We start from the raw sequence: 24,468 nt of genomic DNA on the forward strand, positions 1-24,468 counted from the left end.
CATCCCTCTTTCATATTGAATGAGTACTCATTCATTATTGACGCTGTTTTCATTATAAAAGAAATCTTCAGACAATACAACAAGCATCGTAAAATTTACGATGCTCGAAGATGTTCTATATAACGCCAACGGATCAAGAAGAAATAGAGGATTTGCGCAATCGTGAAGCCGCTCAGTACAAACACCATTTCACCGACAATCGACAATTCCGCAAATTCATCCCATACTACTTGCAGCGAAATGAATGCAAATGTACTGTGGAGCAGCGCAACGCCCCAAGGCAGGAAAAATTGCGGCATGAGCTGCCGGTTGACGATTTTGCCAAGTTCTTTTTCCGTCATGCCGAGCCTCACTAGCAAAGAGTATTGCCTGCGATCCCGCTCCAGCCCTGTATACAATTTAAAATAGATGAAACTGCCCGCAGCCAATAAGAAGACGGCCGCCACCATCACGCCGATGAACAGCAGAATAGCGAAAGACGATTTAAACAGGCGGTAATCTTCCCCTGGATTGACGAAGAAAAAGCTCAAATCGCGGAAATCCTCTTGCACGACAGCCTGCTGCATGATGCCGGTCAACTCTTTGCCAACACTGACCGTTTCTTCCCAGTCCGGAATATCAAATGCATAATACGTGAACGTCGATTCCCCGTCGCCGAATCCGGCCAGCGGTTCATCAATCGCGGCATAATCGGAATCGTTGACGACAATGCTGTTAAAGTTCACAGTGTTGACAGGAAACATGACATGGGGATAAACTTCGCCAAGCGATAAATCGATGTCACTTTCCATCAGCCTTGTTTCCACGCTGACTTCGCCCAATTCCTCCAGCGATTCTTGCGAGTAAGGGATGAAAATCCCTTCCCCCCGCTCCGGGTCAACCGGATCAAAACCGAGCGTCAATGCTAAGCGGTTAAAATCAGATGTCCGCACGATATCGACATCGTTGCCTGACATCGTCGAGGTTTGGCGCTTCACAATCAGCGGTACCATATCGTACTCCAGCTCTTTGCCTTCCAATTGGGAAATGAGCCGTTCTACGTGCTCCTGCTCCTCGCTATTGCCATTAAATGAAATATAGATAAGTCCGAGCGGATTTGATTCGCGAAAATCGCCCGTGTAGGACATGAACGAAGCAAGCGTTCCGACGGTCAAGAAAGCGACTGTCGAAACGATTGTTACGATAAAGAACATCTGAGCGCTGTCCTTCAGCTTAACGGAAGCTTCGGCAATCGCCACCAGCCGGGTCTTGTGCCAATAAACGCCTCGGCTGCGTTTATAGAATTGGAGCAGCGAATGGATGGAATGCGTGAAGAAAAGATAGGTTCCAAGCGTTGCAATCGGTGGGATGATGAATGCCATCGTGTAAACTGTGCTGTCCGATACCATCGCAGCAAGGGCATAGGCGATTGCCAGCAAAACAAAGCCAAGCGCTGAGAGCCATTTGGAGCTTTGCGTGAATTCATCCGTTTTCCAATAACCCTGCAGCAGATCCAATATTCCTTTTGTCCGCACAAAAGCGACACTGACGAAAGAAATGATGATGAACAGGCTGGCGAATGCACCGATCGTCAAAGCGAACGGCTTCCACGACACATAAAGAGGCAGCGCTTCAAGCTCCATGATTTCACGGCCGATCATAAAGAAGAACTTGGAAAATGCGAAGCCTAATGCGATTCCGGCAACGGTCGACACCGTCCCAAGAATCATTGTTTCGAAAAAGACCAATTTATTGAGCTGCTTTTTCGTCATTCCCAAATGCATGAGAATGCCGAACTCTTTTGAACGCGCCTGCAAAAAAGCGCTCATCGAATAAAACAGGAAAAACAGCGTAAAGATGTAAAGCACCACTTCCGCGATGAACATGCCGCGCACCGCGAGCTGCTGCAAGCCATCTTCCGCAAACAGCGGATGGAAGATGAACATGGAATAGACGAAAAACACCATGACCGAAAAGACGCTCGCTAAAAAGAATGCCGCGTAGCTTCGGCGGTTCCTGAACACATTACGGTAAGCGAGCTGCCGAAAGGTCATTCACGTTCCCTCCCAGCAAGGATAAGACGTTAAGGATTTTTTGATAGAATGTTTGGCGGCGCTCGTCGCTGTAAATTTCATTGAAAAACTCGCCGTCTTTGATGAATAACACGCGGTCGCAATAACTCGCTGCAATCGGATCGTGGGTAACCATCACGATTGTCGTAGCGCTTTCTTCACTGACGCTTTTCAATAATTCAAGCACGTCGCGCGAAGCTTTGGAATCGAGGTTGCCCGTCGGTTCATCGGCTAGAATGAGCGAAGGGTTGTGGATTAACGCCCTGCCGATGGCTGTCCGCTGCGCTTCACCGCCGGAAATTTCGTTGGGGCGTTTATGGAGAATCGATTCAAGGCCGAGTTTCCGCGCCAGCTCAAGTACACGCCGAGCCATTTCATCAGTCGGCACATAGTCCAGCGTCAGCGGCAGCACCATGTTCTCTTCGACGGTCAACATCTGCAGCAAATTGAAATCCTGGAAGATAAAGCCCAGTTTATGGCGTCTGAAAAGCGCCAACTCGTTTTTGTCCAAACCGTGCGGATCGACCCCGTCGATAAGGATCTCCCCCGCGGTCAGCGTATCAATTGTCGAAATCAGGTTCAACAGCGTCGTCTTGCCGCTGCCGGAAGGTCCCATGACGGCCAGAAACTCGCCTTTTTCCACTTCAAAGCTCAGCTGATTGAGCGCGCGGTGCGTCACTTTCCCTTCGTACACTTTCGTCACTTCTTCGATTTTCAATAACGGCATTGTCATTTCCCCCTGTTGCAGAATCCTGGTTGCGGAATAACACGGACACCGCCGTTCCTTCACCGATTGATGAATCGATCATCAGCTGATGTCCGAGTTTTTTGCATACTTCGTTTGCCAAATATAAGCCCATGCCCGTCGATTCACCGGTCTTGCGGCCATTTTCGCCTGTGAAAAAGGCTCTCGTGACGCGCGGCAAATCAGACGCCGGAATTCCGATCCCTTCATCGCGTATCGTCAACAACGTGGTTTCGGCAACGCAATCCGCTTTTATATACACTTTCTTGTCCGGTTCAAACGTGTATTTCAAGGCGTTCGTCAACAGCTGGCCCAAGATGAACTTCATCCATTTTCGATCGGTCGCTACGATATATTTGTCGTCGACATCAATTTCCGGGTAGACCCGTTTCGAAATGAACAGCCGCTTATTTTCATTGACGATTTCTGAGACGATGCTGCGCAGTTGCACTTGGTCAATGTGCATATCTTCCTCAAATGTATCGAGGCGTGCATTCATCAGTACAGTATCGAGCCCGGCCTTCAGCCGGTCCACTTCTTCGCGGACGCTGTTTTTATCCAATTTCTCCGGCTCTTGCAGCAATAATTGCATCACCGACAAAGGCGTCTTCATCTGATGCACCCATTGATTCATAAATTGCAGATGGCGTTTCTGCGAGGCATAAAGCGCCTGCGCCTCGTTTTGGTAAAGGCGGTAGATTTCCTGCATGTATTTCTCACTCTGCAGCTGCTCCGGCGATTTCCCATCGCGCTGCAACGCGTGTTCCATCCGGTCCGGCACCGCTAAAATCTTTTGGTAAAAGCGGTAGCGTTTCGAAAAACGGGTCGCCAGGAAAACGGCCACGAGCAGCGTGCTAATAACAAACGAGTAAATCGCCGTGTCGACGTTGCGGAATCCGTCGAGCCAATAAAGCGCCATGATGAACGCGACCAAAGCGGCCTGGAATACGATAAACGCCGCATGCTCTTTAAAAAACAGCCGCAGCATTATAATTCCTCCTCGTCGATCAGCAAGCGGTAGCCCGACCCGCGCACCGTTTCAATCATCGACTTGACGCCGTAATCCGCCAGTTTTTTTCGCACGCGTGTCATATTGACGTTCAAAGTATTTTCATCGACAAACGCCTGGTCGTCCCATAACTCTTCCAGCAGCTGTTCACGCGTCACCACTTTCGGGTACTGCGCGAGTAATAGCTCCATAATTGTGCATTCTTTTTTCTGCAGCGGAATAGCATCGTTTTTAACGTGGAGCTCCATACGCTCAAGAAACAAAACGATGCGGCCGGCTTTCACCGAACGCTCTTCCTGTTTTGGAGCGTATTCGCCATATGCTCTCCGCAAATGGCTCTTTATTTTTGCAAGGACGATTTCGTAATGGAAAGGTTTCGTGATGAAATCATCGCCGCCATTTTCAAGCGCAAAAACCTGGTCCATTTCCCCCGATCTCGCTGAAATGAAAAGGATTGGGCAAGTCGAACGCTGGCGCATCTGCCTGCACCAATAATAGCCGTCATATGAAGGCAAGTTGATATCCAGCAACACCATATGGGGATCAAAAGTTCCGAATTCTTCGAGGATCTGATCGAAATCCTGTGCGGTTGCCACCTCATAATGGTATTTGCGGAGCGTTTCCGCCAGCAATGCAGCGATTTTCAAATCGTCTTCCACAATAAAAATCCGTTGTGCTGCCATAATGATTCCCCCTTTCGTTTTCTTTCAATTTTAACAAAAGAGCCTGCTCAATAGCAGGCTCTTCATCAATTCTTAATAAATTAATTTCAGGAATTCTTCTTTCGTGATGCCCCCAAGGTACTTCGGAATATCAAAACCAGTAATGGCTTCGTCAAGCGAAGCGCGCTCGTATTTGACACCCGTAATGGCGTTTTCGATCTCAGACACATCGCCGACACCGAAAAAGTCGCCGAAAATGCTGGCGTCCTGGACGACTCCGTTCTCGACCTGCAGTCGAACGTCAATGCCGCCGACCGGGAAGCGATGGGAATGCTTGATGTTAAACTTCGGCGATTTGCCGTAATTCCAATCCCAGTTGCCATAGCGTTCTTTCGAAATTTCATGGATGCCGACCCAGTCTTGCTCCGTCAATTCGTAGTAGCGGACATTTTCTTCGCCGTCGAAAATCGAATGCAGAATCGCTGAGCGGAATTCCGTTACCGACATCGGCGCTTCTAGAAACTCGGAAATATTCGCTACACGGCTTCGGATCGATTTGATGCCTTTCGATTCGATTTTTTCTTTGCTGACTTTCAATGCGGAAACAACTGCTTCCACCTCTGTATTGAATAGGAGCGTGCCGTGGCTGTACATTCTTCCTTTTGTGGAAAACTGTGCATTGCCCGAAATCTTGCGGCCTTCCGCCATCAAATCGTTGCGCCCGGATAATTCCGCATTGACGCCCAATCCTTGCAGCGCCTGTACTACCGGTTCAGTGAATTTGCGGAAATTGCGGAAACTTTCGCCGTCATCGACTGTGATGAAACTATAATTCAAATTGCCATGGTCATGGTAAACTGCCCCGCCGCCTGAAAGCCGGCGCACGACATGGATGCCATTGGAATCGACATAATCGGTATTGATTTCTTCTGCTGTGTTCTGGTTTTTGCCGATGATGATCGATGGCTCGTTAATATAGAACAGCAAGAACGGATCTTGTTCAACATCCATTGTCTTCAATAAATATTCTTCAATCGCTAAGTTGATGCGGGGATCTGTAATACCTTTATTGTCTACGAAATACATGGTTTCTCTCCTTTAAATTACTAATCTATTTCTATTTTAACGGATTTTTTAAAATATTTCACTGTTTAGGGTTGACGGAAGTAAACTGTTATAATACAATTTATTTAAAGATAACAGTACTATAACAAAGGAGTTGGAGATAATGATTGAAAACGTAGTCGAATTTTTCAAGAATCTGCCCCCTAAACAATGTACAACTTGTGGAGAAAAAGTTGATGAGCAGCATGAATGCTACGGCAGCAAATGCGATTCCTGCAATAATTTATAAATCTATTTGAAAAGAGCAATCGAGAAATTCTCGATTGCTCTTTTTTCTTTGTGCTCGATTCACGTGTGTTAAGACGGCGTTAACCGGCATGGCGGATAAATTAACCTGTACCATCCAGCTATTAGCATGTGTTGCTTGAAATTTAACCGGCACTAGCTAAATACTGCATTTCAACCCTAGTCCACATCTCAACCCTTATCAAAATAAAAACCGCCGGCACATTGCCGGCGGCTGTTGAAAGGGTCAATGCCCTGAATGTTTTTCCATATTTTCCATGCTGTCCGATTCACTGCTGTCATCCGGAACGATTGATGCAGGGTCCGGATTGCCTGCTGTGATTTGGTGCTTCGGCATAGCATGAAGCTGACGTGCCGTGGTGTGGGCATACGTGAAATACAAACCTTCTTGGAACATGGTTTCGGCTTCATAAATGCCATCGCCAATGTGCTTGGCTTCGAGCATCTCGCTATCGTCGCGGCTGCCGGATTGCCACACTTCGAAAATCACTTCATCTGCATCTTCCACGGCTTCATCGCCTTGAGTCACTTTCGCAAGCAAAGGAATTTTTTGTCCAGCTTCCACTTGTTCAGGCGTCTGAATTTCAACCATCAGCTCTTCCACAACAAAATCATTGTCGCCAGAATTGGCATCACCCGCTCCGCACGCTGCAAGCAGCGCCGAGAGCAAAATAATCATAATCAGTTTTTTCATATTGCTTCCTCCGCTTTAAAATGCTTTGACGGGCAGCGGGCGATTACTTGCTGCGCCGCCAGTTTGCCTTGTTCAATGCAGCCGGGAAGCCTGAAGCCTTCAAACGAACTGCCGATCATCTGAATAGACGGAAAAGCGGTGTTCAGTTCTTGCTTCGCTTGTTCAATGCGTTCATGATGCCCAACAAGAAATTGGGGAAGCGCTTCTTTCCAGCGCGACACCACAGTAAATTCAGGGTCGCCTTTCAGATTCAGCGATTTCCGCAAATCGGCCAATACCGTTTTCTCGATTTCACTGTCTGAAAGATCGACGACTGTTTCATCGCCGACTTTACCGATGAAGGCCTTGAACAGCATTTTCCCTTCCGGCGCATGGCCGGGCCATTTCAAGTGCGACGCAGCGCAGGATGTGATCGCTATATCGCTGTTTCGCGCGACCACAAAGCCCGCGGCATTTTCAGTAAGGCAGTTTAGAGTCTCGGCAGAAAACGCCATTGACACCGTGGCAACTGAAGCCGCCGGCATTTCTTTCAGCGGCTTCAACAAGCCATATTGCTCGAACAGCGGAAAAATGCGCGTGTGCGGCAACGCCAGAATCACTTCGTCCACCCCAATGGCTGAATCGTTATTCAAGGACAAGAGTGTCTGCCCGTTCTGCTTTTCAAGTTTCTCCACTTTAACGCCTTTCAAAACGGTGCAATCTTCCAAACGGCTTTCAAGCGCGTCCACGATCGTGCCCATGCCTTGCTTGAAGTTCTGCGACGAGCCAATCCCATTTGCGCTGAACTCGTCCGCATTGAAATCTCCGCTTTTTTTCATGCCGCGGATGACGCTGCCGTATCGCTGATCGATATCACTGAAAGCCGGAAAAGTTGCGTGCAGGCTCAGCTTATCGATATCACCTCCATAAATGGCAGTGAACAGCGGTTCGATCAAGTTGTCCACCACTTCGTTGCCGAAGCGCCTGCGGACAAACCGGCCAAGCGGCTGGTCTTTTGATGTGTCCGATTTGGGCAACAGCAAATCACCTGCCGCGCGGATTTTGCCGCTCCAAGAATAAAGGTCAGACACAAGGAAAGGACCGATTTCGGTCGGCACCCCCATCACTGAGCCGTCTGGAATCGGATGCAGGCGGTCTTCCACCATAACGCATCCACGTCCGGATGAACTTTCCATCAATTGTCCGCTGATGCCCAATTCTTCAGCCAACTCCATCATGTTCTCTTTTCGGGAGAGGAACGAGTCCGGTCCGCGCTCAATTACAAAACCATCTTTGCGAAGCGTCTGGATTTTGCCGCCCAATCGGTGCGCAGCTTCTATTAAAGTAATATCCAGTAAAACCCCTTCAGCTCTTGCTTGTTTTTGCAAATAGTACGCTGCCGACAGACCTGCAATCCCTCCGCCTACAACTGCTACTTTACGCGCTCCTTCGGCCAACATTCTCCCCCCCCTTTCTATCATTTCTATCAGTGCTGATTACTCAGCCAATTTTTTCATAACCGTGTCGGCCATTGCATCGATGAACAATGGTTGTACGTTTGGCATTTCTGGGCGTCTGTATGCCGCTCCGAGTTCGTCGCACACGACTTTACATTCGTAATCGTTATCGAATAACACTTCCAAGTGATCGGCAACAAAACCTACCGGCGTGTAAACGAACGAGCGATATCCTTTGACATCATATAATTCGCGTGTCAAATCCTGGACGTCTGGCCCAATCCATGGCTCCGGAGTCTGTCCGGCACTTTGCCAGCCGATTTCGTAACGTTCAACGCCAGCAGCTTGGGCGATCAAATCGGCCGTTTCTTTCAACTGGTCCGGGTAAGGGTCGCCATTCGCAATGATTTTCTCCGGCAATGAATGCGCAGAAACGATCAGGCATGATTTAGCGCGTTCTTCTTCGGACATCTCTGCAAACGCCGCGCTCACTTTTTCGCTCCAGTATTGGATGAATTTCGATTCTTTATACCAACTTTCAACAGACGTCAATTGGATGCCGGCTTTTTCAGCGGCTTCTGCCGCGCGGCCATTGTATGACTTCACGGAGAATGTCGAGAAATGCGGAGCCAAAACAATTGAAATTGCTTCTTTGATGCCATCACGGTGCATCGCTTCGACGCCGTCTTCGACAAACGGTTCGATATGCTTCAAGCCGAGGTACATCTTAAATTCGATGTCATCTTGAGTTTCATTCAACCGTGCGCAAAGCGCATCCGCCTGGTCCTGCGTGATTTTCGCCAAAGGCGAGAGGCCGCCAATCGCTTTATAGCGGTCTTTTAAATCTTCCAAACTTTCTTCGCTCGGCTTACGGCCGCGGCGGATATGCGTGTAATAGCGTTCAATATCATTTTCTTCGTATGGCGTTCCATACGCCATCACCAATAATCCCATTGTCTTTTTCATCGTCATCACCCCATAAGAAATTTGTGATCCTTTACTTTCCTGCTTTGTGGGCAGCACTGTATTCGTGTACCAGTGAAGTCAATCTTTTTAATGTATCAGGCTGCACTTCCGGAAACACGCCATGGCCTAAATTGAAAATATAGCCGTCTTGCTGCATGCCCATATCCAAAATCGCTTTTACGCGTTTTTCGATAACTGACCAATCCGCCAGCAAATAAGATGGATCAAAGTTGCCTTGTAAGGTTTTTGTCAGACCCATTTCCCGAGCTTCTGTAATTGGCAGGCGCCAGTCCAATCCAACAACATCGACCGGCAGATCATGCCATTCTTTCGCGAGATGGCTCGCGCCGACGCCGAAGATGATCAACGGGACCCCTTCTGTACGAAGCTCCGCAAAAAGACGGTCCATGACCGGTTTGATGAAAATCCGGTAATCTTCCACATTCAATGCGCCAACCCATGAATCGAAAATCTGGATCGCTTTCGCGCCTGCTTTGATTTGTGCTTTCACATAAGGGATGATTGTATCCGCCAGTTTGTCCATCAGCGCGAACCACATTTGCGGCTGGGACACCATCATCGCTTTCGTCTTATTGTAGCTGCGGGACGGGCCGCCTTCGATCATATAGCTCGCAAGCGTAAAAGGCGCGCCTGAAAATCCAATCAACGGCACATTCAATTGCTCTTGCGTCAGAATGCGGATCGTTTCAAGAACATATGGCACATCTTGCTCCGGATTGATTTCGCCCAAGCGTTCGATGTCCGCCATCGTGCGAATCGGGTTGTCGACCACCGGGCCGATGCCCGATTTGATTTCAACGTCTACGCCGATTGCCGGCAGCGGCGTCACGATATCTTTGTACAAAACAGCCGCGTCCACATTGTATTGATCAACCGGAAGTTTGGTGACATATGCGCATAATTCCGGTTGTTGCGTGATCTGCTCCAACGAGTATTTTTCTTTGATTTTCCGGTATTCCGGCTGCGAACGCCCTGCTTGGCGCATGTACCAGACTGGCACATGATCGGTTTTTTCGCCGCGCGCCGCCTTCAAAAACGTATCGTTAAATTGTGTCATGTAATTTTCATCCCTTCGGTTCTTTTCGTCCTTTGTATCCTATATCCGTTTATACTATAGACGCTCCGTATCCTATTGTATAGATTACTTATGCAAATGTCATAAATTAGACGCTTATGCTTTCACCGGATTGCCATTTTGGTTTCACAGCATTTTGTTGAGGGAACGCTGTATAATATAGAGATAAGTTAAAGGAGGAATTCAGATGAATTTATTCATGACGACAGGCACTTATGACTTTATGAAAAAGATGCGTGAAAAGCATGCCGATGAAACAATGGTGTTGATGCAAGGGGAAAACACGACATTGCTTCTGCATGAGACGGAAGGCAAGTCGATTTTCCAAACACCGCGCCGCTATGAAGTGGTTGATGGCACGGGAACATTCCAGGAAAAAGGCTTTTTTGTTTTCAATAACATTCCGGTGACTGATGAAGGACGGCCGATTTTTGAACACCGTTTCAAAAACCGCGCCGGTGCAATTGAAAACGAACCAGGCTATGTTGCTTTCCGCGTACTGCGCCCGCTCGATTCAGATACGTACGTCGTATTGACCGAATGGGAATCCCCTGCCTTCTTTGAAAAGTGGAAAGAATCACAGGCTTTCTCGAAAGCACATGCGAAACCGGAAGGCGCACCGGCTGAAAAACGTCCGAATATTTTCTCCGGCGCCTCTTATGTCACTACCTATAAAGCTAAACCAGAAGAAGAATAACTAGATGTTAAACGCTTAGCCTTTTATATAGAGGCTAAGCGTTTCGATTGGAGGAGCATTACAGTGGTTTTTATTTACTTTATCTTGGCCGCTGCAGTGACTGTGTTTGCGGCGATTAAATTATCGCAATACGCGGACGTCATCAGCGACAAGACCGCAATGGGCGGCATGATGGTCGGCACGCTGCTGCTTGCCGGGGCGACATCGCTGCCTGAAGTTTCCACGAGTTTTTCAGCAGCCGCCATCGGCAATGCTGACATCGCAGTCGGCAATATGATCGGTTCGAATTTGTTCAATTTGTTCATCTTGGCAGTTTTCGATTTTCTGCTGCGCCGCAGACGCATGCTGGCGATAGCGGAACGCGAGCATTTTTATACCGCCATTTTAGGACTCTTCCTGACGACACTTGTCATAGCAGCGCTTTGGCTGCGGATTGACGCTTCCGTTTTCGGAATCGGCATTGACGCCTTGATTATCGGCATCAGCTACATCGCGGGCATGGTCATCATTAACAAGTTGCCAAAAGCTGAACCATCAGCCATTATTGAGCTTCCGGGTACCCAGCCAGCGAATCCTACTGCTGATCTTTCTGCAAAAGCGGCCATCTTCAGGTTTATCGTCGCTGCGCTCATCATTTTGGGCGCCGGTACGGCATTGTCCATTCTCGGAGATCAAATTGCTATCATCACGGGCATTGGTTCAAGTTTTATCGGCAGTTTCCTGATTGCCGCCACTACGTCCCTTCCTGAAGCCATTGCTGTTTTCGTGGCATTGCGGCTCGGCAACGTCAATATGGCGGTCGGTGCAATTTTGGGAAGCAATATCTTCAACATGATCATTCTAGCATTGTCAGATCCGGTTTATGCCGCCGGCCCAATCATATCAGCTGTTTCAGGCTCGCATATGATCATTGCTGTCGGAGTCTTTTTCATGAGCATCCTTGTGTTAATTTCACTGCTCCAAAAGAAGACGATATCGTCACTGGTTTATGCCCTGCCTTCATTGGCAATCATCATCATTTACTTCATCGCGTCTTACCTGAACTTCACTTATTGACAAAAGAGCCATTCGGCTCTTTTTTTATGCTATCATTTAATTATCATTATTTTGACAAATGAAGGGAGCTAATTGAATGTTAGAAAAGATTTATGCAGAATTGGACACAGCCTACGAGGAAATGGTGGACATCCGCAGGCATCTTCACATGCATCCGGAACCTTCTTTCAAAGAAACGAAAACAGCCCATTATATCCGCCATTATTACGAACAGCTTGGTGTTGATGTAAAACACGGCGTCGGCGGAAACGGCGTTGTAGCAACGATTCACGGTGAACGCCCTGGAAAAGTAGTGGCTTTGCGTGCAGATTTTGACGCATTGCCAATCGACGACCAGAAAAATGTTTCCTATAAATCGACAGTATCTGGCGTCATGCACGCTTGCGGCCATGATGGCCATACCGCCACCCTGCTTGTTTTGGGAAAAATCCTCCATATGATGCGCCGTGAACTGAGCGGTACTTATGTACTGATTCATCAGCACGCAGAGGAATTGGCCCCGGGCGGAGCCCAGGCGATGATTGAAGCCGGCGTATTGGACGGCGTCGACGTCATTTTTGGTACACATTTATGGTCGACTTCACCGTTCGGCAGAATCGATTACCGTGTCGGGCCATTCATGGCAGCAGCGGACGCTTTCAAGATCAAAATCCAAGGAAGCGGCGGACACGGCGCAAATCCCCATGAAACGAAAGACGCCGTCGTCATCGGCTCGCAGCTGGTCACGAACTTGCAGCAACTGGTTGCGCGGCGCGTTGATCCGCTCGAATCCGCTGTTCTGTCTGTTACTTCATTCGTTGCGCAAAACCCGTATAACATCATTGCCGACCATGCGGAATTGTCAGGTACGGTGCGGACTTTCACTGAAGAAAACCGCCTGCTGATGGAGCGTGAAATGCAGCGCGTGGTTGAAGGCACCAGCATCGCAACAGACAGCACCGCTGAATTCAATTTCATGCGAGGCTATCCGGCTGTCGTCAACCACCTTGAAGAAACGATGTACTTGAAAGATGTGGCGGCCACTGTGCCTGGTGTCACCGAAGTTTATGACGCCCCAGCGCAAATGGGCGGCGAAGATTTCGCCTATTACCTGCAAAAAGTGCCTGGCACGTTTTTCTTCACTGGTGCAATGCCTGATGGCGAAGCGTTTCCTCACCACCACCCGAAATTCGATTTTAAAGAAGAAGCGATGCTCATTGCGGCGAAAACATTGGCCGCAGCAGCAATCAACTATCAGCCATAATAAAATCCCCGCATCTAGCTGATGCGGGGATTCTTTTATCTTTTTTTATTTTTCATCGACAGCAAAGTCACGGCAGAAACTCCGGCGACAATTGCCAGCATGATAGCAGCGAAGAGCGTTTGACCGGACGCCGCTGTTGTGGCAGCGACCAAAATCGCCTGCAGCGCCTGCACTCTAAATACAAGTTTCCGGACCGCCTGTCCGCGGCTGAACTTGCTTAGCGGGAACAGGTTATCCATCCGGAAATAATGGGTTTGGTTTAAGCCTTGCCAAATCTGGATGGCTGAAGCGAATGCCAGCGCGGCTGAAAAAATACCAGCGGCAACCGGAAATGGAATCAGCCAAGCCCCCGCCATTGAAATGGCGGTCAGCCGGACCCACAGGTAAAACAATTCATCTGAGCGGATGAACGTCCGCCACACCAAATAATAATGGGCATTTTCCGGTCCCGGTTTGATGAAGCTGTAAAGCCAGTCCAGCCAGCGCCGCTCTTTGATCTTGCCTTTCAAATGCGGCACATCAGTGAAAAGGTTGGCAAACTGATAAAAGCGCAGCATCCGGTTTTCTTCAAGCGCGATAAAATGCTCGTAAGGAAACGGCTTGCCACTTGCCTGTTGCTTTGCCCAGCGACCGTATATAATGATGCCGAACAACAAAAAGATGGCAATGAGCATTTGACCGATAACGTAGAAATAGACGAAAAACAGGACCAGGACGAAACGGACCAGCCTGTCCAGCCAGGCGTTACGGCCTGCATTTGCTTTGCGCAGCGAAAACTCCGTATTGATGCTCCACCATTTCAATAGAAGAAGCATGATCGGCAAGCCGATGAGCAGCGCCGACGGCAAACCGTAAAGCGCATTGACCATCGGCAGCGAAACGATAAAGGCTATGATGGGCAGATAAATCTGCGACAGGAATGACCATTTCAAAGCCGGTTTCAAATAACTGTCCAATTTGCTTTCAAGTGGCAGAAAATACACCATATCCGCTTCTTTCAGCAACGTCGACGGCGGGCTGTAAGCCAGCAGCACGGCGAATACGAAAGCCATCAGCCATGCCCCCGGAAATCCTTCCGGAATGGCACGCACCCATTCGCTATAAGCATAGCCGGCGGCACCGATTGCGAACAGCATCACCACCGCGATATGCCCTGTAACAATGTATTTCATGTAATTCTGGACTTCTATTGTATATTTCTGGAGGCGCTTCGACCACACTTCATGCAAGTTCTTCATTTGCAGCATCCTCAGTCATCGCGATGTATAAATCATCCAGTGAAGCATCCGGCATACCGAACGTTCGGCGCAAGTCATCCATCGTGCCCATCGCCCGGACGCGGCCGTTATGCAGCAGGATGATGCGGTCGCAATAGCGTTCCGCTGTCGATAGGATATGGGTCGACATCAGTACCGATGCCCCTTTTTTCTTTTGCGACTCCATCTGCTCCAGCAGTGATTTGATGCCGAGCGGATCAAGCCCGACGAACGGTTCATCGATGATGTAAAGCGATGGCTTCACCAAAAATGCGCTCATGATCATGACTTTTTGGCGCATCCCTTTGGAGAATTGCGAAGGGAACCACTTCAGACGTTTCTCCATCCGAAATTCCTTCAATAATTCCGCCGAGCGTTTTTCAAATGCGGATGGTTCAATATTATAAGCCATTGCTGTCAATTCCAGATGTTCGCGCAGCGTTAATTCTTCATATAATATAGGCGTTTCCGGAATATAAGAAAATGCCGAGCGGTACGCATCCATATCTTCTTCGAACGTCTTGCCATTCAACCGGATTTCACCGGATTGCGGCTGCATGAGCCCGATAATGTGCTTGATCGTTGTACTCTTGCCGGCGCCATTCAGCCCGATTAAGCCGATCAGCTCCCCTTTTTCAATTGAAAATGTCACGTCTTGCAAAACAGGTTTTCGCGTATATCCCCCTGTCAGTGACTGTACTTCTAAAATGGCCACTTTCAACACCTCTTTCTCTCCATCCATTGTATCAAAACCGCGGCGGGATTTCTTTTCCCGGGTCGAGCCGCAGCAGCGTATTTTTTTGGTGTGCTTCAAGAAATCCACTTTTGATTCTTATCCTAGCTTTTCCAAAAATCAAAATATGATAAACTGGAAAAAATGGAAAGGAAGATGACGATGACAAATTGTATTTTCTGCAAGATCATTGCTGGCGATATTCCCAGCATCAAGATTTACGAAGATGAGCATTGCTATGCCTTCATGGATGTAATGCCGCTGTCGAAAGGCCATACTCTGCTGGTGCCGAAAACACACAGGGAATTCGTTTATGACTTGTCAGCCGATGAAGCGGCGAATCTCTTCAGCGCTGCTCCAAAAATCGCAGCTGCGCTCAATGAAGCATTTGAGCCTGAAGGCATGAATCTATTGAACAATAACGGCGCAAAAGCCGGCCAGAGCGTTGGACATTTCCATTTGCATTTCATCCCCAGATACGGCAACAGCGATGGTTTCGGAGCGAAATGGATGACCAAGGAAAAAGAGTTTACAACAGAACGCCTGCAGGAGCTAGCTGGACAAGTAACGGTAAAATAAATGCCGCATGCTTGATTTAATGATTTGGACAGGATAGAATCAGTATATGTTTTTTCGCCGGCAGCCATGAGGGCATGTCCGGGAAAAGCAAAAATAGCTTTGAGCTGAGGAGAGATGAGAATTGAATACGAAGAATTTAGTGTTAATGGCCTTATTGGTCAGTGTAGGTGCAGCATTGTATCTAATAATCCCAGGGTTTAACGGCGGTATGAAGCCTGATTTTATGCTGACGATGATGTTTATCGGAATCCTATTGTTCCCACAGTCTAAAAATGTATTTTTATTGGCCGTGACTACGGGCGTTATATCTGGCCTGTTTTCCACTTTTCCGGGAGGCTTCTTCCCGAATATCATTGATAAGTTCATAACGGCATTTGTGTTTCTTGGAGCCGTTCTGATTTTAAAGAAATTTATGGTGAAACTTCCTGCTGCTGTTGCCCTATCGGCAATGGGCACAATATTATCGGGTGCAATCTTCCTATCCGCCGCGATTTTTATCATCGGCGTGGAAATTCCATTCGGCCCGTTGTTCCTGACTGTTGTTTTGCCTGCTGCGTTGATGAACGGTATAGCTTTCGCTTTCATCTACCCGATCATCATCACACTTGTGAAACGTTCCAAGTTTGAAACAGCGGTGACGCAATCAGCATGATTTTAAAGCTTTTCGATGGCAAAACCATCGAAAAGCTTTTTTTCGTTGAATAGCTATTCATTATTATGTTTTAATTAAGTGAAATAAAGGAAAAGAACTTTATAGGATGAAAGGGGCGCTTTATCTATGAAAGCATCGACATTTTTTTTAGGGCTGGCAACCGGCCTTGCTGCTGGAGCAGCAGCGACATTATTTTCAACACCACAATCGGGGCAAGAACTTAGAAGTTCCATGAAGACAAGCTCTTCCGATTGGAAAGAAAAATTGACAGATGTAAAAGAAAAAGTGAATAACTTAAAAGAATCGGTCAATCATTTGAAAGAACAAAGCAAAACCGCTGTACCGGAGGCGACTGATGGCCTGAAGACTTCACTGGAAACGTGGAAAGAAAGCACAGGCCCGGCCAAAGAGCATTTGCAGCTTGAAATATTGGCAATCCAAAACGCTATAGAGGCATTGCAAAATTCCATCAGCAAAGATAAGAAGGATAGTCATGCAGATTCGGATAACGATTCGGACAATAAATAAAAGGACTGCCAATAGGCAGTCCTTTTTTCTTATTTATTTTACGTTTTCCTGAATTTTTTTATTATTCACACTTCATTCCTGTTTGTTTTATTGCTATAATAAGAGAAAACATTTTCACAGGAAAGGTTGGTGCTTAAATGAGTGAAAGAGATTACACTTTGAAAGAAGCCATGATGTTCAGCCAGCGGATTGGCCAATTGTCAAAAGCTTTGTGGAAGGCTGTCGAAAAAGACTGGCAGCTGTGGATCAAACCTTATGATTTGAATATTAACGAAAACCATATTCTTTGGATTTCGTACCACTTAAAAGGCGCATCTATTTCCGATGTCGCCAAATTTGGCGTTATGCATGTCTCCACCGCTTTCAATTTTTCAAAAAAGCTGGAAGAACGCGGATTGCTGTCTTTTTCAAAGCGAGATACGGATAAGCGCAATACATATGTGGAATTAACCGACAAAGGCTCAGATTTGATGCAAGAAATGATCGAGAAATACCATGACACTCCACATACCGTAATTGACGGCTCCCTGCCGCTTAGAGAATTATACGGCAAATTCCCTGAATTCATGGACGTCATGGCCATTATCCGCAATATCTACGGAAACGACTTTATGGAAATCTTCGAAGCGTCTTTCAAGAACATCGAAAGCAAATTCAGTGAAGAAAATCACGTTATCGAGTCGAAAGAAAAAACTGAAAACGCTCTCTAAAATTTAATGTCCGATACTATTGCATTTCCTCCAGAATCGTTGTATTGTATGTATCGACTCACAAGACAAAACACATTTTAGGAGATGCATCCATGCATTGCTGGAAATCCATTAACGTTAAAAAACAATACGGCCTGGATCGGCTTTATCTGATGTCAGCACTTATCGCTCTTGGTGTCTTTATGACTTTCTATATTGTGCTGAATATCCTGTATACCAATCCTTTGTCCGATAAAAACTTTTTGTTATTTATAGGCGCAATACTTGCAATCTATCCGCTCCATAAGCTGTTCCATTTTCTGCCGCTTATCGGCTGCCGGAGAAGCATCCGTGTCATCATCAAAAAACAGCTTAAGGTTGTTCCGATGATTTCACTCCATATCATCGAGCCGGTTGCAAAGATCCGATTCATCTTGACCTTGCTTGCACCATTCCTTGCCATCAATACAGCGATTATCGCATTAAGTATTATGATGCCAGCTTACAGCCATTATTTTGCGATGCTTTTGGCTTATCATTGCGGCTTATGCCTCACTGATTTGATATACATCCGCAACTTAGCGCACTCACCAAAAGATGCACTGATAGAAGAAACTGATAACGGTTTTGAGATTCTTGTACCCGAAGCGGTAGCCTAATCATGTATTTTTCGCCCGTCTTTGATATACTAGAAGCTAAGTCGAGGGGAGGAAATTCATGATTATCGCTTTTGTAGTTATGTTCTCTGTGCTTTATTTGTTCCAGATCAACCGAATGACATTGGCACTCGTCACTTCAAGAGAAATTCCGGAAGAAAATCACCAGAAGATTTTCCGGACCATTAATATATTGGTTACAATTTTGCTTGTATCTTTGTATGTAGGCGTAGAATTTACTCCATGAGTCTATATGCCCTCGGGCATATAGACTTTTTTTTAGGAAACTTTTTGATTTTTTAAACGTTTATGTTATAGTAACTACTGCATCTAGATAGAAAGTTGGGAGCGAATCTATTATGAAAAAATCCTTTTTAACCTTGTCCCTAGCGGCATCAGTGCTTGCTTTGACAGCTTGCAGCGACGGTTCTGACAGTGAAACAATCGTTGAATCTGAAGTTGGTGACATTTCAAAAGAAGAATTGTATGAAGAGATGAAAACTTCTGTCGGCGAACAGGCAATCCAGATCTTGATGATCGAAAAAGTCCTCTCCGAAAAATACGAAGTGACCGACGAAGAAGTTGACGCAGAATTCGAATCGTCTAAAGAAGAGATGGGCGAAAACTTCGAGCAATTCCTGACACAAAACAATCAGACAGAAGAAAGCTATAAAAAAGTTTTACGCTTGAACCTGCTTCAGGAAAAAGCTTTGACTGACGGCGTTGAAGTTACTGATGAAGAAATTCAACAGCAATACGACCGCCAAGCAACAGAATTGAATGCACGCCACATCCTGGTTGCTGATGAAGAAACAGCAAGTAAAGTCAAAGCTGAATTGGACGGCGGCGGAGATTTCGCTGCACTTGCTGAAGAATATTCAACGGACACTGGCTCTGCAGCAAATGGCGGATCATTGGATTGGTTCGGCACAGGCGCGATGGTGCCAGAATTCGAAGAAGCTGCCTATGCATTGGAAGTAGATGAAATCAGCGAACCGGTTCAATCACAGCACGGCTTCCACATCATCCAAGTGACAGAAAAACGTGAAGTCAAAGACCAGCCAGCACTGGAAGACCAAAAAGAGCAAATCCGCACTGAGTTGGCAACTGCAAAAGCCGACCAAGCCGCTTTAGTGCCAAAAATCGGCAAAATGCTTGAAGACGCAAAAGTTGAGATTAAAGATGAAGACCTGAAATCCGCTTTGGACGAAATCATCAATGCGGAAGCTCAACCAGCTCAATAATTGAAACAACTATTAAAAAAGACGGCGCTTAAATTCATTTTGAATTTAAGCGCCGTCTTTTTTGTATGCGATTATTTAAATGAATTGCTCTCTCCTAGTCGATGGTCGGCTTGTAGAAAGAACGATTATCCAGTGGAAACAGCCGCTCGGTGAATTCACCCTGCTTCGTTTTTTCAAGGGCGCGGTCAAGCATCATCATCTTCGCATCAATGTTATCGATATAATGGAGCATTTCCGCTTCTTTGATCATCGGTTTTTTGGGGCTTCCCCATTCTTCTTTGCCGTGATGCGACAATACCATATGCTGCAGCAGCAAAACTTCTTCGCTGTCAATATCAAGCTCTTCAGCAGCTTTCTCGATTTCCGTCACCATGATCGAAATGTGGCCAAGCAGATTGCCTTTTAGGGTATACGTTGTTGCAATCGGTCCTGACAATTCGAAGACTTTTCCGATGTCGTGGAGGATGATGCCAGAATACAGCAAATCCTTATTTAAGCTTGGATAGATTCCCACAAGGGACTCCCCCAGCTTCAGCATGGAAACGACATGATCCGCCAGCCCTGACACGTAATCGTGGTGATTCCGAGTTGCTGCCGGGAATGTCAGGAATTGCTGCTGGTATTTCTTCAAGATATGGCGGGTGATCCGCTGAATATGCGGATTCTCCATTTTGAAAAGATACTGCATCACTTCCTCTAATAGCTCTTCAGTTGTTTTTGACGATGACGGCATAAGATCCGCAATCGACTGGTTCTCTTCAGGCTTTGCAGGCCGGATGCTCTTGATGCGCAATTGATTTTTGCCGCGGTAATTATGGATTTCTCCACCTACACGGACAATCGTCTCCGCAGCGAACACCTTCTCATGTTCGTCTTTTGTGTCCCAAAGCTTTGCTTCTATATCGCCGCTCTTATCCTGCAGGACGAGCGACATAAACGGATTGCCGGTAGTGGTGACTCCTTTCACCGATTGTTTGATCAGTAAAAATTCATCGATCGTCTCTCCGACAGCACGTTGTGTAATTCCTTTTGTCATGAATGGACACTCCTTTCAATATCAGCCACCTCAATGATCGACGCATTCGGCCAACTTTCTTTCATCGTCTCGTGGCAAGTAAAATAAATGAATTGATGGTTTAGCTGCAACTCCGTTATTAAGTTTATCATGTGCTGAAGCCGCCGGCGATCAAAATGAACAAACGGATCGTCCATGATCACAGGAAAGGCATGGCTTTCGCGCATAGAAACGGCCAACGACAAGCGCAAAGAGACATATGCCTGCTCTTTTGTCGCCTGGCTTAGCTCAGCCACATGAAAACGCATACCGTCTTCCCTGACCGCTTCAAAAAAACCATCTGGATTCATTTCCAGGCTGCTGTAGGCATTGCCAGTCAGTTTTCTGAAATAGGCTTGTGCTGCTCCGATGACCGCAGGCAGTTTTTTATCCTTCAATTCGTCCATTGTCCGCCGGATTGCGGCGGTTATCGCTTTGTCTACTGACCAGCGTTTCGCAAGCTCGGCCAGCTCCACTTTCTTTTCTTCGAATTGCTGAAGTTTGTCCTCATACTCACCGTCTGACAACAGCGTTTTGGCCGACTGCAGCTTATCTGCTTTTTCGGCCAGCAATGCATGGCGCTCTTTTTTCAGTGCTGCAAGCCTAACTTCTAAGCTTTCAATGCGGCCATCTGCTGTGCTGTTGCCATTCATCTCACTGAAATCACCAAGGCTTGCCAATTGTGCTGCCAGAAAAGCCTGTTGCTTGCCAATTTCCTGAAGGCGTTCCCAATCGTCGCACAGGCCGTAGAATTGCTCCAAGTTTAAAGCGCCGGCCTCTCTCAGCAGGAGACTTTGCTCCTGCTCAATTTGTAAAGCGAGAGATTTGGCTTGTTCCAGCTCTATCTGCAGCCCTCTATTTTGCGCCAGCGATTTCGCCACGCTGTCGTTATGGTCTTTGCGTGTGGAAAATTCCGTGCGAACTGCTTCATACAGGCCATCCGGCGCTAAGACTCTGCCGCAGGCAGCAGATGCTTCAGCAAGCCAATCTTCAGCTTCGGCCGTATGTTTTCCAATGTCGCTGCTAAGCCGTTCCGAAGCTGTTTGCAGCGCTTGTATTTCACGCAACGCGCCAAACAATTCCAAGACTGTTTTTCTTCCAGTCTCAGGATTGATGCCAATCTCCTGCAGAAACTCCTGATACCCCTCTTTTGCTGATTGTCCTTGAGGTGATTGGGCCAAAGTGGCAATTTTGCGCTTCGCTGCCTCCAAATTATCCAGTAATCTGTCCAATTTCCTGTCGTATTGCGCTAATTTATCGATTAACGAATTAAACTCAGCCTCCTTGCCGCCATAAGCCGCTAGAACCTGTTGATAATCCGCTGGAAGTGTTTCGGTCCTCCTGCCTTTAAAGGCCATCCAAGCCCCTGCAACAGCCGCCAGTATGGAAATAGCGGATAATGGATAATTCTCTTGAAAAATTCCGATCAATGCACCTAAAAGCCCAAGTCCAATTATTACATACATGAGATTCTGTGGATTGCTGGATCCTTTAAGCTGCCGGACCGCTTTTGCTTCTGCCAATTTCGGCCCAGCCGCCAGCCACTCTTCCGCTTTCTTGCGCTCTTCTTCAGAAGGTTCGCTGGACAGAAAGAATTTTAATTCTTTCGCCGCTTCTTCCAGCTTCATTTTCTCTTCCGCTACTTTCCGGCTGTTGAACCGCTGTTCTTCTTCTTCCCGATCAGCTTGTTCAACAAAGAACAAGAGCCGCTCTTCATTGTTAAGCGAAACATCCGCTTGCAAAGCCTGCTCCAAATCCACGCCCGCCAGTAAAAGCAAGCGGCTTTGTTCATCTGCAATTTTGGCTATTTCCTGCTGTTTGTTGGCAAGTTCCGAACTCAGACGATGCCATCCGGATTCCTTTGCCAAAAGGCCTTCCAATTCTTCTATTCGTTTCGGTGTTTCGGGCTGATCAGCCGTCCGGTTGTATTGTTGTTCCAATGAGCCGATTTTGGCTGCTGCTTCCGACAGCCTGTCTGACAGCCTGTCCATTCGACGGCGGCCATCCGGCGGAAAAACCGATGCCGACAATGTGCTTGCCTCCAGCTCCAGCGCTTGGCGCTTTTCCAGAAGCGGCATAGCCTGCAGCCAGCGTTCAGTGGATTTCAAAGCTCCATCAAGTTGGGCTTCTTCATCACTCATCTCATCTAGCTGTCGATCGATTTCCCGAACCCGTGCAACATAAGGTTCATATAATTCGATCCGCCGGCGATACTCTTTCAGTTCATTATCAAGCGCTTTGAGTTCATCGACCTTCAAGTTGATTTCAGGGTTGCGACCGCTTTTTTTGAAGACAACCGCCATTTCTTTTTCCAGGCGGCTCTCCATCCGAGCGATGGCGTCCATGCCAGTCGTTCCGGATGCCAGCAAAGTCCGGCTCAATTCTTCTTCGTTCATATTTTCAAGCCCTTGCAACTCATGTATGGAAAACGAGAATACCGACTCGAACGAAGTTCTGTCGTAATCCCGCAAAATCATTTTCAGTTCAGTTTCCGAACCGCGGCTGCCATCTTCGAAATAGAGCGTTACGTCCCCCGCTGCTTTCCCTTTCACGCGTTCAATAATCACCCGCCCGAAATCTGGATCCGCTATATGCAATTGTCCGCCATATTTCCCGCCATTTTTCGGTTCATAGCGCCGCAGGTTCTGATTTTTAGATGGATAGCCGAATAAGGTCTGGATAATGAATTGTTGGATGGTGGTTTTACCCGCTTCGTTCGTGCCGTATATGATTGACAGTTCGGGGTCCAAGATGATTTCGCGGTCCTGGTGTTTGCCGAAGCCGTAGATGATCAATTTTTCGATTTTCATCCCTTCACCCTCCGATTCCGATGCCGCGGCGAATTTTTTCGGCGGCGGCTGCCTTGATATCAAGGGCTGCCCCTTCTCCAAGCGGCTCCAAATAACGGCTGCCTTTTGGATGGCGGTATAAATCCTTCAGTACTTCCTTCCAGTCCTGCAATTGCCAGGAATCCATCATGGAAATTATTTCTTCCGCAAGCGGCGACAGTTCTGCATCCCCACTTTCTTTTTCAGCCCATACCCCTTGCACCAGCATAAATGCATCCATTGTTTCCAGCGATTCCCGCACGGCTTCGAGCAGCTCTTCTTCCGGAATGCCAAGAACCAGCTCCCGCGCTTCCGCATCCAAGTTGATGAATTTCAATTTCACCGCACTCGGCCCGAAGCGTTCCGCGAAATCCTGGGCACCGCTAGCACAGACATCCAACAGCTCGTTCATGTGCATCACACCGCTGCAGTCCACTGTGAGTTCGTCAAATTGCAGAACCGACGATTGGACAAATGTCAGCTGTGCGGAAGTTTTCGACAGCTCGACATCGTAAAAGCCTTTTGCTCCAGCTTCTCCTCGGTGCCGTCCCTGAATGTTTCCTGGATAGACGATCGGGGGTTCGTCATGGAGCTGCTGGCGCAGATGGATATGGCCGAGCGCCCAGTAATCGTAATTTTTCTCAAGGAGCTGCTGTTTCGTAAACGGGGCATAGACGGCATGTGCTTTCTCGCCTTCCAAGCTGCCATGAAGCATGCCGATATGAAACCCATCCTCTCCACTTGCAGCAGGATACGCTTTTACCATTGACTCTCTAATGTGGCGTTCACCATAGCTGAATCCTGTAACAGCGACTTCAATGCCGCGGATATCCAATTTGATTTGCGACACTTCCGCACCGAACGAATGGACATTATCCGGCAGTTCGAAACGCGTCCAGCTGCCGCTCAAATGATCGTGGTTGCCATGGCACAGGATGACAGGAATTCCGGCTTTGCCAAGCCCTTCCATGCCTTGCTGGAAACGGTGCTGCGCCCGCAGGCTCCGGTCTTCCCCGTCATAGATATCACCCGCAATCAGGACGAAATCCGGCTGCTGCTCGAGTGCATAAGAAATCAGCCGATCAAACGCCTCTAGCGTACTGTCTTTGAGCTTTTGCCATTGTTCTTTCTGCAGCCCTTTTAACCCGGTGAACGGGCTGCCAAGATGCAGATCTGCCGCGTGGATGAAACGAATCCCTTTCATAAATCAAGCTCCTTCGAAA

At 47.4% G+C, this 24,468-nt stretch carries 25 protein-coding genes; 11 read left to right on the top strand and 14 right to left on the bottom strand.

Annotation, left to right across the window (positions count from 1 at the left end):
- Nucleotides 1-95: 95 nt before the first annotated feature.
- From AC4EHB_RS15385 to lplA, 5 genes are all read right to left on the bottom strand, one after another.
- Nucleotides 96-2,033: an FtsX-like permease family protein gene (locus AC4EHB_RS15385; RefSeq protein WP_490976423.1), complete on the bottom strand. Its 1,938-nt coding sequence runs from the start codon at nt 2,031-2,033 to the stop codon at nt 96-98.
- The gene (locus tag AC4EHB_RS15390; protein WP_490981975.1) at nt 2,005-2,778 is read right to left on the bottom strand and encodes an ABC transporter ATP-binding protein; all 774 of its coding nucleotides are present in this window, start codon (nt 2,776-2,778) and stop codon (nt 2,005-2,007) included. The genes AC4EHB_RS15385 and AC4EHB_RS15390 overlap by 29 nt, the downstream gene beginning before the upstream one ends.
- Nucleotides 2,696-3,784, bottom strand: coding sequence for a sensor histidine kinase (locus AC4EHB_RS15395; protein WP_490976421.1), 1,089 nt, complete (start codon nt 3,782-3,784; stop codon nt 2,696-2,698). The genes AC4EHB_RS15390 and AC4EHB_RS15395 overlap by 83 nt, the downstream gene beginning before the upstream one ends.
- Entirely contained in the window at nt 3,784-4,488 is a 705-nt protein-coding gene (locus AC4EHB_RS15400; RefSeq protein ID WP_490981976.1) for a response regulator, read from the bottom strand. Before AC4EHB_RS15400 ends, AC4EHB_RS15395 begins: the two co-directional genes overlap by 1 nt.
- Before the next feature lie 72 nt (nt 4,489-4,560).
- Nucleotides 4,561-5,553 (bottom strand): lipoate--protein ligase, encoded by a 993-nt coding sequence (gene lplA / locus AC4EHB_RS15405; protein ID WP_490976419.1) that lies wholly within the window; start codon nt 5,551-5,553, stop codon nt 4,561-4,563.
- A 142-nt stretch (nt 5,554-5,695) separates the two neighbouring features.
- On the opposite strand from lplA, the gene yhfH reads away from it, so the two are divergent.
- The gene (gene yhfH / locus AC4EHB_RS15410; RefSeq protein ID WP_490976418.1) at nt 5,696-5,821 is read left to right on the top strand and encodes a protein YhfH; all 126 of its coding nucleotides are present in this window, start codon (nt 5,696-5,698) and stop codon (nt 5,819-5,821) included.
- A gap of 243 nt (nt 5,822-6,064) precedes the next feature.
- Here the strand turns inward: yhfH and AC4EHB_RS15415 are convergent, their stop codons facing one another.
- The 4 genes from AC4EHB_RS15415 to hemE are packed head-to-tail and all read right to left on the bottom strand — an operon-like array spanning nt 6,065 to nt 10,012.
- Nucleotides 6,065-6,532 (bottom strand): FixH family protein, encoded by a 468-nt coding sequence (locus tag AC4EHB_RS15415; RefSeq protein WP_490981977.1) that lies wholly within the window; start codon nt 6,530-6,532, stop codon nt 6,065-6,067.
- Entirely contained in the window at nt 6,529-7,971 is a 1,443-nt protein-coding gene (hemY, locus tag AC4EHB_RS15420; protein WP_490981978.1) for a protoporphyrinogen oxidase, read from the bottom strand. The genes AC4EHB_RS15415 and hemY overlap by 4 nt, the downstream gene beginning before the upstream one ends.
- A 36-nt stretch (nt 7,972-8,007) precedes the next feature.
- Entirely contained in the window at nt 8,008-8,934 is a 927-nt protein-coding gene (hemH, locus tag AC4EHB_RS15425; RefSeq protein WP_490981979.1) for a ferrochelatase, read from the bottom strand.
- Nucleotides 8,935-8,965: 31 nt separating this feature from the next.
- The gene (gene hemE / locus AC4EHB_RS15430; RefSeq protein WP_490976414.1) at nt 8,966-10,012 is read right to left on the bottom strand and encodes a uroporphyrinogen decarboxylase; all 1,047 of its coding nucleotides are present in this window, start codon (nt 10,010-10,012) and stop codon (nt 8,966-8,968) included.
- Nucleotides 10,013-10,217: 205 nt separating this feature from the next.
- On the opposite strand from hemE, the gene AC4EHB_RS15435 reads away from it, so the two are divergent.
- The 3 genes from AC4EHB_RS15435 to AC4EHB_RS15445 all read left to right on the top strand — a co-directional run bounded on the left by AC4EHB_RS15435 (nt 10,218) and on the right by AC4EHB_RS15445 (nt 13,026).
- Entirely contained in the window at nt 10,218-10,727 is a 510-nt protein-coding gene (locus AC4EHB_RS15435) for an antibiotic biosynthesis monooxygenase family protein (protein WP_490976413.1), read from the top strand.
- Between the two features lie 63 nt (nt 10,728-10,790).
- Nucleotides 10,791-11,783, top strand: coding sequence for a sodium:calcium antiporter (locus tag AC4EHB_RS15440; protein WP_490976412.1), 993 nt, complete (start codon nt 10,791-10,793; stop codon nt 11,781-11,783).
- 76 nt (nt 11,784-11,859) lie between these two features.
- Nucleotides 11,860-13,026: a M20 metallopeptidase family protein gene (locus AC4EHB_RS15445; RefSeq protein ID WP_490981980.1), complete on the top strand. Its 1,167-nt coding sequence runs from the start codon at nt 11,860-11,862 to the stop codon at nt 13,024-13,026.
- A 35-nt stretch (nt 13,027-13,061) separates the two neighbouring features.
- Here the strand turns inward: AC4EHB_RS15445 and AC4EHB_RS15450 are convergent, their stop codons facing one another.
- Both AC4EHB_RS15450 and AC4EHB_RS15455 read right to left on the bottom strand, forming a co-directional pair.
- Entirely contained in the window at nt 13,062-14,264 is a 1,203-nt protein-coding gene (locus AC4EHB_RS15450; RefSeq protein WP_490981981.1) for an ABC transporter permease, read from the bottom strand.
- A complete protein-coding gene (locus AC4EHB_RS15455; RefSeq protein WP_490976566.1) occupies nt 14,248-14,997 on the bottom strand; it encodes an ABC transporter ATP-binding protein in 750 nt (249 codons plus the stop codon). The genes AC4EHB_RS15450 and AC4EHB_RS15455 overlap by 17 nt, the downstream gene beginning before the upstream one ends.
- 180 nt (nt 14,998-15,177) lie before the next feature.
- Here AC4EHB_RS15455 and AC4EHB_RS15460 point away from each other — a divergent pair, with 180 nt between their 5' ends.
- From AC4EHB_RS15460 to AC4EHB_RS15490, 7 genes are all read left to right on the top strand, one after another.
- Entirely contained in the window at nt 15,178-15,594 is a 417-nt protein-coding gene (locus AC4EHB_RS15460) for an HIT family protein (protein WP_490976409.1), read from the top strand.
- 121 nt (nt 15,595-15,715) lie between these two features.
- Entirely contained in the window at nt 15,716-16,246 is a 531-nt protein-coding gene (locus AC4EHB_RS15465; protein WP_490981982.1) for a tryptophan transporter, read from the top strand.
- Between the two features lie 126 nt (nt 16,247-16,372).
- Nucleotides 16,373-16,774 (top strand): YtxH domain-containing protein, encoded by a 402-nt coding sequence (locus AC4EHB_RS15470; protein ID WP_490981983.1) that lies wholly within the window; start codon nt 16,373-16,375, stop codon nt 16,772-16,774.
- A 137-nt stretch (nt 16,775-16,911) separates the two neighbouring features.
- Entirely contained in the window at nt 16,912-17,484 is a 573-nt protein-coding gene (locus AC4EHB_RS15475; protein WP_490976406.1) for an HTH-type transcriptional regulator Hpr, read from the top strand.
- A gap of 92 nt (nt 17,485-17,576) precedes the next feature.
- Nucleotides 17,577-18,122 carry a DUF3267 domain-containing protein gene (locus AC4EHB_RS15480; protein WP_490976405.1) on the top strand — a complete coding sequence of 182 codons (546 nt, stop codon included), beginning with the start codon at nt 17,577-17,579 and terminating at the stop codon, nt 18,120-18,122.
- Between the two features lie 58 nt (nt 18,123-18,180).
- Nucleotides 18,181-18,366, top strand: coding sequence for a hypothetical protein (locus AC4EHB_RS15485; RefSeq protein WP_135500978.1), 186 nt, complete (start codon nt 18,181-18,183; stop codon nt 18,364-18,366).
- 112 nt (nt 18,367-18,478) lie between these two features.
- Nucleotides 18,479-19,363: a peptidylprolyl isomerase gene (locus AC4EHB_RS15490; protein ID WP_490981984.1), complete on the top strand. Its 885-nt coding sequence runs from the start codon at nt 18,479-18,481 to the stop codon at nt 19,361-19,363.
- A gap of 94 nt (nt 19,364-19,457) precedes the next feature.
- On the opposite strand, the gene yhaM is transcribed toward AC4EHB_RS15490, so the two are convergent.
- From yhaM to AC4EHB_RS15505, 3 genes are read right to left on the bottom strand one after another with little or no spacing between them, the layout of a single operon-like run.
- Complete coding sequence (gene yhaM, locus AC4EHB_RS15495; protein WP_490976403.1) at nt 19,458-20,399, bottom strand: 3'-5' exoribonuclease YhaM; 942 nt, start codon at nt 20,397-20,399, stop codon at nt 19,458-19,460.
- The gene (locus AC4EHB_RS15500) at nt 20,396-23,227 is read right to left on the bottom strand and encodes an ATP-binding protein (protein ID WP_490981985.1); all 2,832 of its coding nucleotides are present in this window, start codon (nt 23,225-23,227) and stop codon (nt 20,396-20,398) included. Before AC4EHB_RS15500 ends, yhaM begins: the two co-directional genes overlap by 4 nt.
- A gap of 4 nt (nt 23,228-23,231) precedes the next feature.
- Nucleotides 23,232-24,449, bottom strand: a complete 1,218-nt coding sequence (locus AC4EHB_RS15505; protein WP_490981986.1) for a metallophosphoesterase family protein — start codon at nt 24,447-24,449, stop codon at nt 23,232-23,234.
- Nucleotides 24,450-24,468 lie beyond the last annotated feature (19 nt).

It is taken from the genome of Planococcus sp. TJ-302, from assembly GCF_058268455.1.

Excerpts from the sequence above, each read along its gene's own strand:
- AC4EHB_RS15385 (WP_490976423.1), bottom strand. The coding sequence starts at position 2,033 with ATGACCTTTCGGCAGCTCGCTTACCGTAATGTGTTCAGGAACCGCCGA.
- AC4EHB_RS15390 (WP_490981975.1), bottom strand. The coding sequence starts at position 2,778 with ATGCCGTTATTGAAAATCGAAGAAGTGACGAAAGTGTACGAAGGGAAA.
- AC4EHB_RS15395 (WP_490976421.1), bottom strand. The coding sequence starts at position 3,784 with ATGCTGCGGCTGTTTTTTAAAGAGCATGCGGCGTTTATCGTATTCCAG.
- AC4EHB_RS15400 (WP_490981976.1), bottom strand. The coding sequence starts at position 4,488 with ATGGCAGCACAACGGATTTTTATTGTGGAAGACGATTTGAAAATCGCT.
- lplA (WP_490976419.1), bottom strand. The coding sequence starts at position 5,553 with ATGTATTTCGTAGACAATAAAGGTATTACAGATCCCCGCATCAACTTA.
- yhfH (WP_490976418.1), top strand. The coding sequence starts at position 5,696 with ATGATTGAAAACGTAGTCGAATTTTTCAAGAATCTGCCCCCTAAACAA.
- AC4EHB_RS15415 (WP_490981977.1), bottom strand. The coding sequence starts at position 6,532 with ATGAAAAAACTGATTATGATTATTTTGCTCTCGGCGCTGCTTGCAGCG.
- hemY (WP_490981978.1), bottom strand. The coding sequence starts at position 7,971 with ATGTTGGCCGAAGGAGCGCGTAAAGTAGCAGTTGTAGGCGGAGGGATT.
- hemH (WP_490981979.1), bottom strand. The coding sequence starts at position 8,934 with ATGAAAAAGACAATGGGATTATTGGTGATGGCGTATGGAACGCCATAC.
- hemE (WP_490976414.1), bottom strand. The coding sequence starts at position 10,012 with ATGACACAATTTAACGATACGTTTTTGAAGGCGGCGCGCGGCGAAAAA.
- AC4EHB_RS15435 (WP_490976413.1), top strand. The coding sequence starts at position 10,218 with ATGAATTTATTCATGACGACAGGCACTTATGACTTTATGAAAAAGATG.
- AC4EHB_RS15445 (WP_490981980.1), top strand. The coding sequence starts at position 11,860 with ATGTTAGAAAAGATTTATGCAGAATTGGACACAGCCTACGAGGAAATG.
- AC4EHB_RS15450 (WP_490981981.1), bottom strand. The coding sequence starts at position 14,264 with ATGAAGAACTTGCATGAAGTGTGGTCGAAGCGCCTCCAGAAATATACA.
- AC4EHB_RS15460 (WP_490976409.1), top strand. The coding sequence starts at position 15,178 with ATGACAAATTGTATTTTCTGCAAGATCATTGCTGGCGATATTCCCAGC.
- AC4EHB_RS15470 (WP_490981983.1), top strand. The coding sequence starts at position 16,373 with ATGAAAGCATCGACATTTTTTTTAGGGCTGGCAACCGGCCTTGCTGCT.
- AC4EHB_RS15475 (WP_490976406.1), top strand. The coding sequence starts at position 16,912 with ATGAGTGAAAGAGATTACACTTTGAAAGAAGCCATGATGTTCAGCCAG.
- AC4EHB_RS15480 (WP_490976405.1), top strand. The coding sequence starts at position 17,577 with ATGCATTGCTGGAAATCCATTAACGTTAAAAAACAATACGGCCTGGAT.
- AC4EHB_RS15485 (WP_135500978.1), top strand. The coding sequence starts at position 18,181 with ATGATTATCGCTTTTGTAGTTATGTTCTCTGTGCTTTATTTGTTCCAG.
- AC4EHB_RS15490 (WP_490981984.1), top strand. The coding sequence starts at position 18,479 with ATGAAAAAATCCTTTTTAACCTTGTCCCTAGCGGCATCAGTGCTTGCT.
- yhaM (WP_490976403.1), bottom strand. The coding sequence starts at position 20,399 with ATGACAAAAGGAATTACACAACGTGCTGTCGGAGAGACGATCGATGAA.
- AC4EHB_RS15500 (WP_490981985.1), bottom strand. The coding sequence starts at position 23,227 with ATGAAAATCGAAAAATTGATCATCTACGGCTTCGGCAAACACCAGGAC.
- AC4EHB_RS15505 (WP_490981986.1), bottom strand. The coding sequence starts at position 24,449 with ATGAAAGGGATTCGTTTCATCCACGCGGCAGATCTGCATCTTGGCAGC.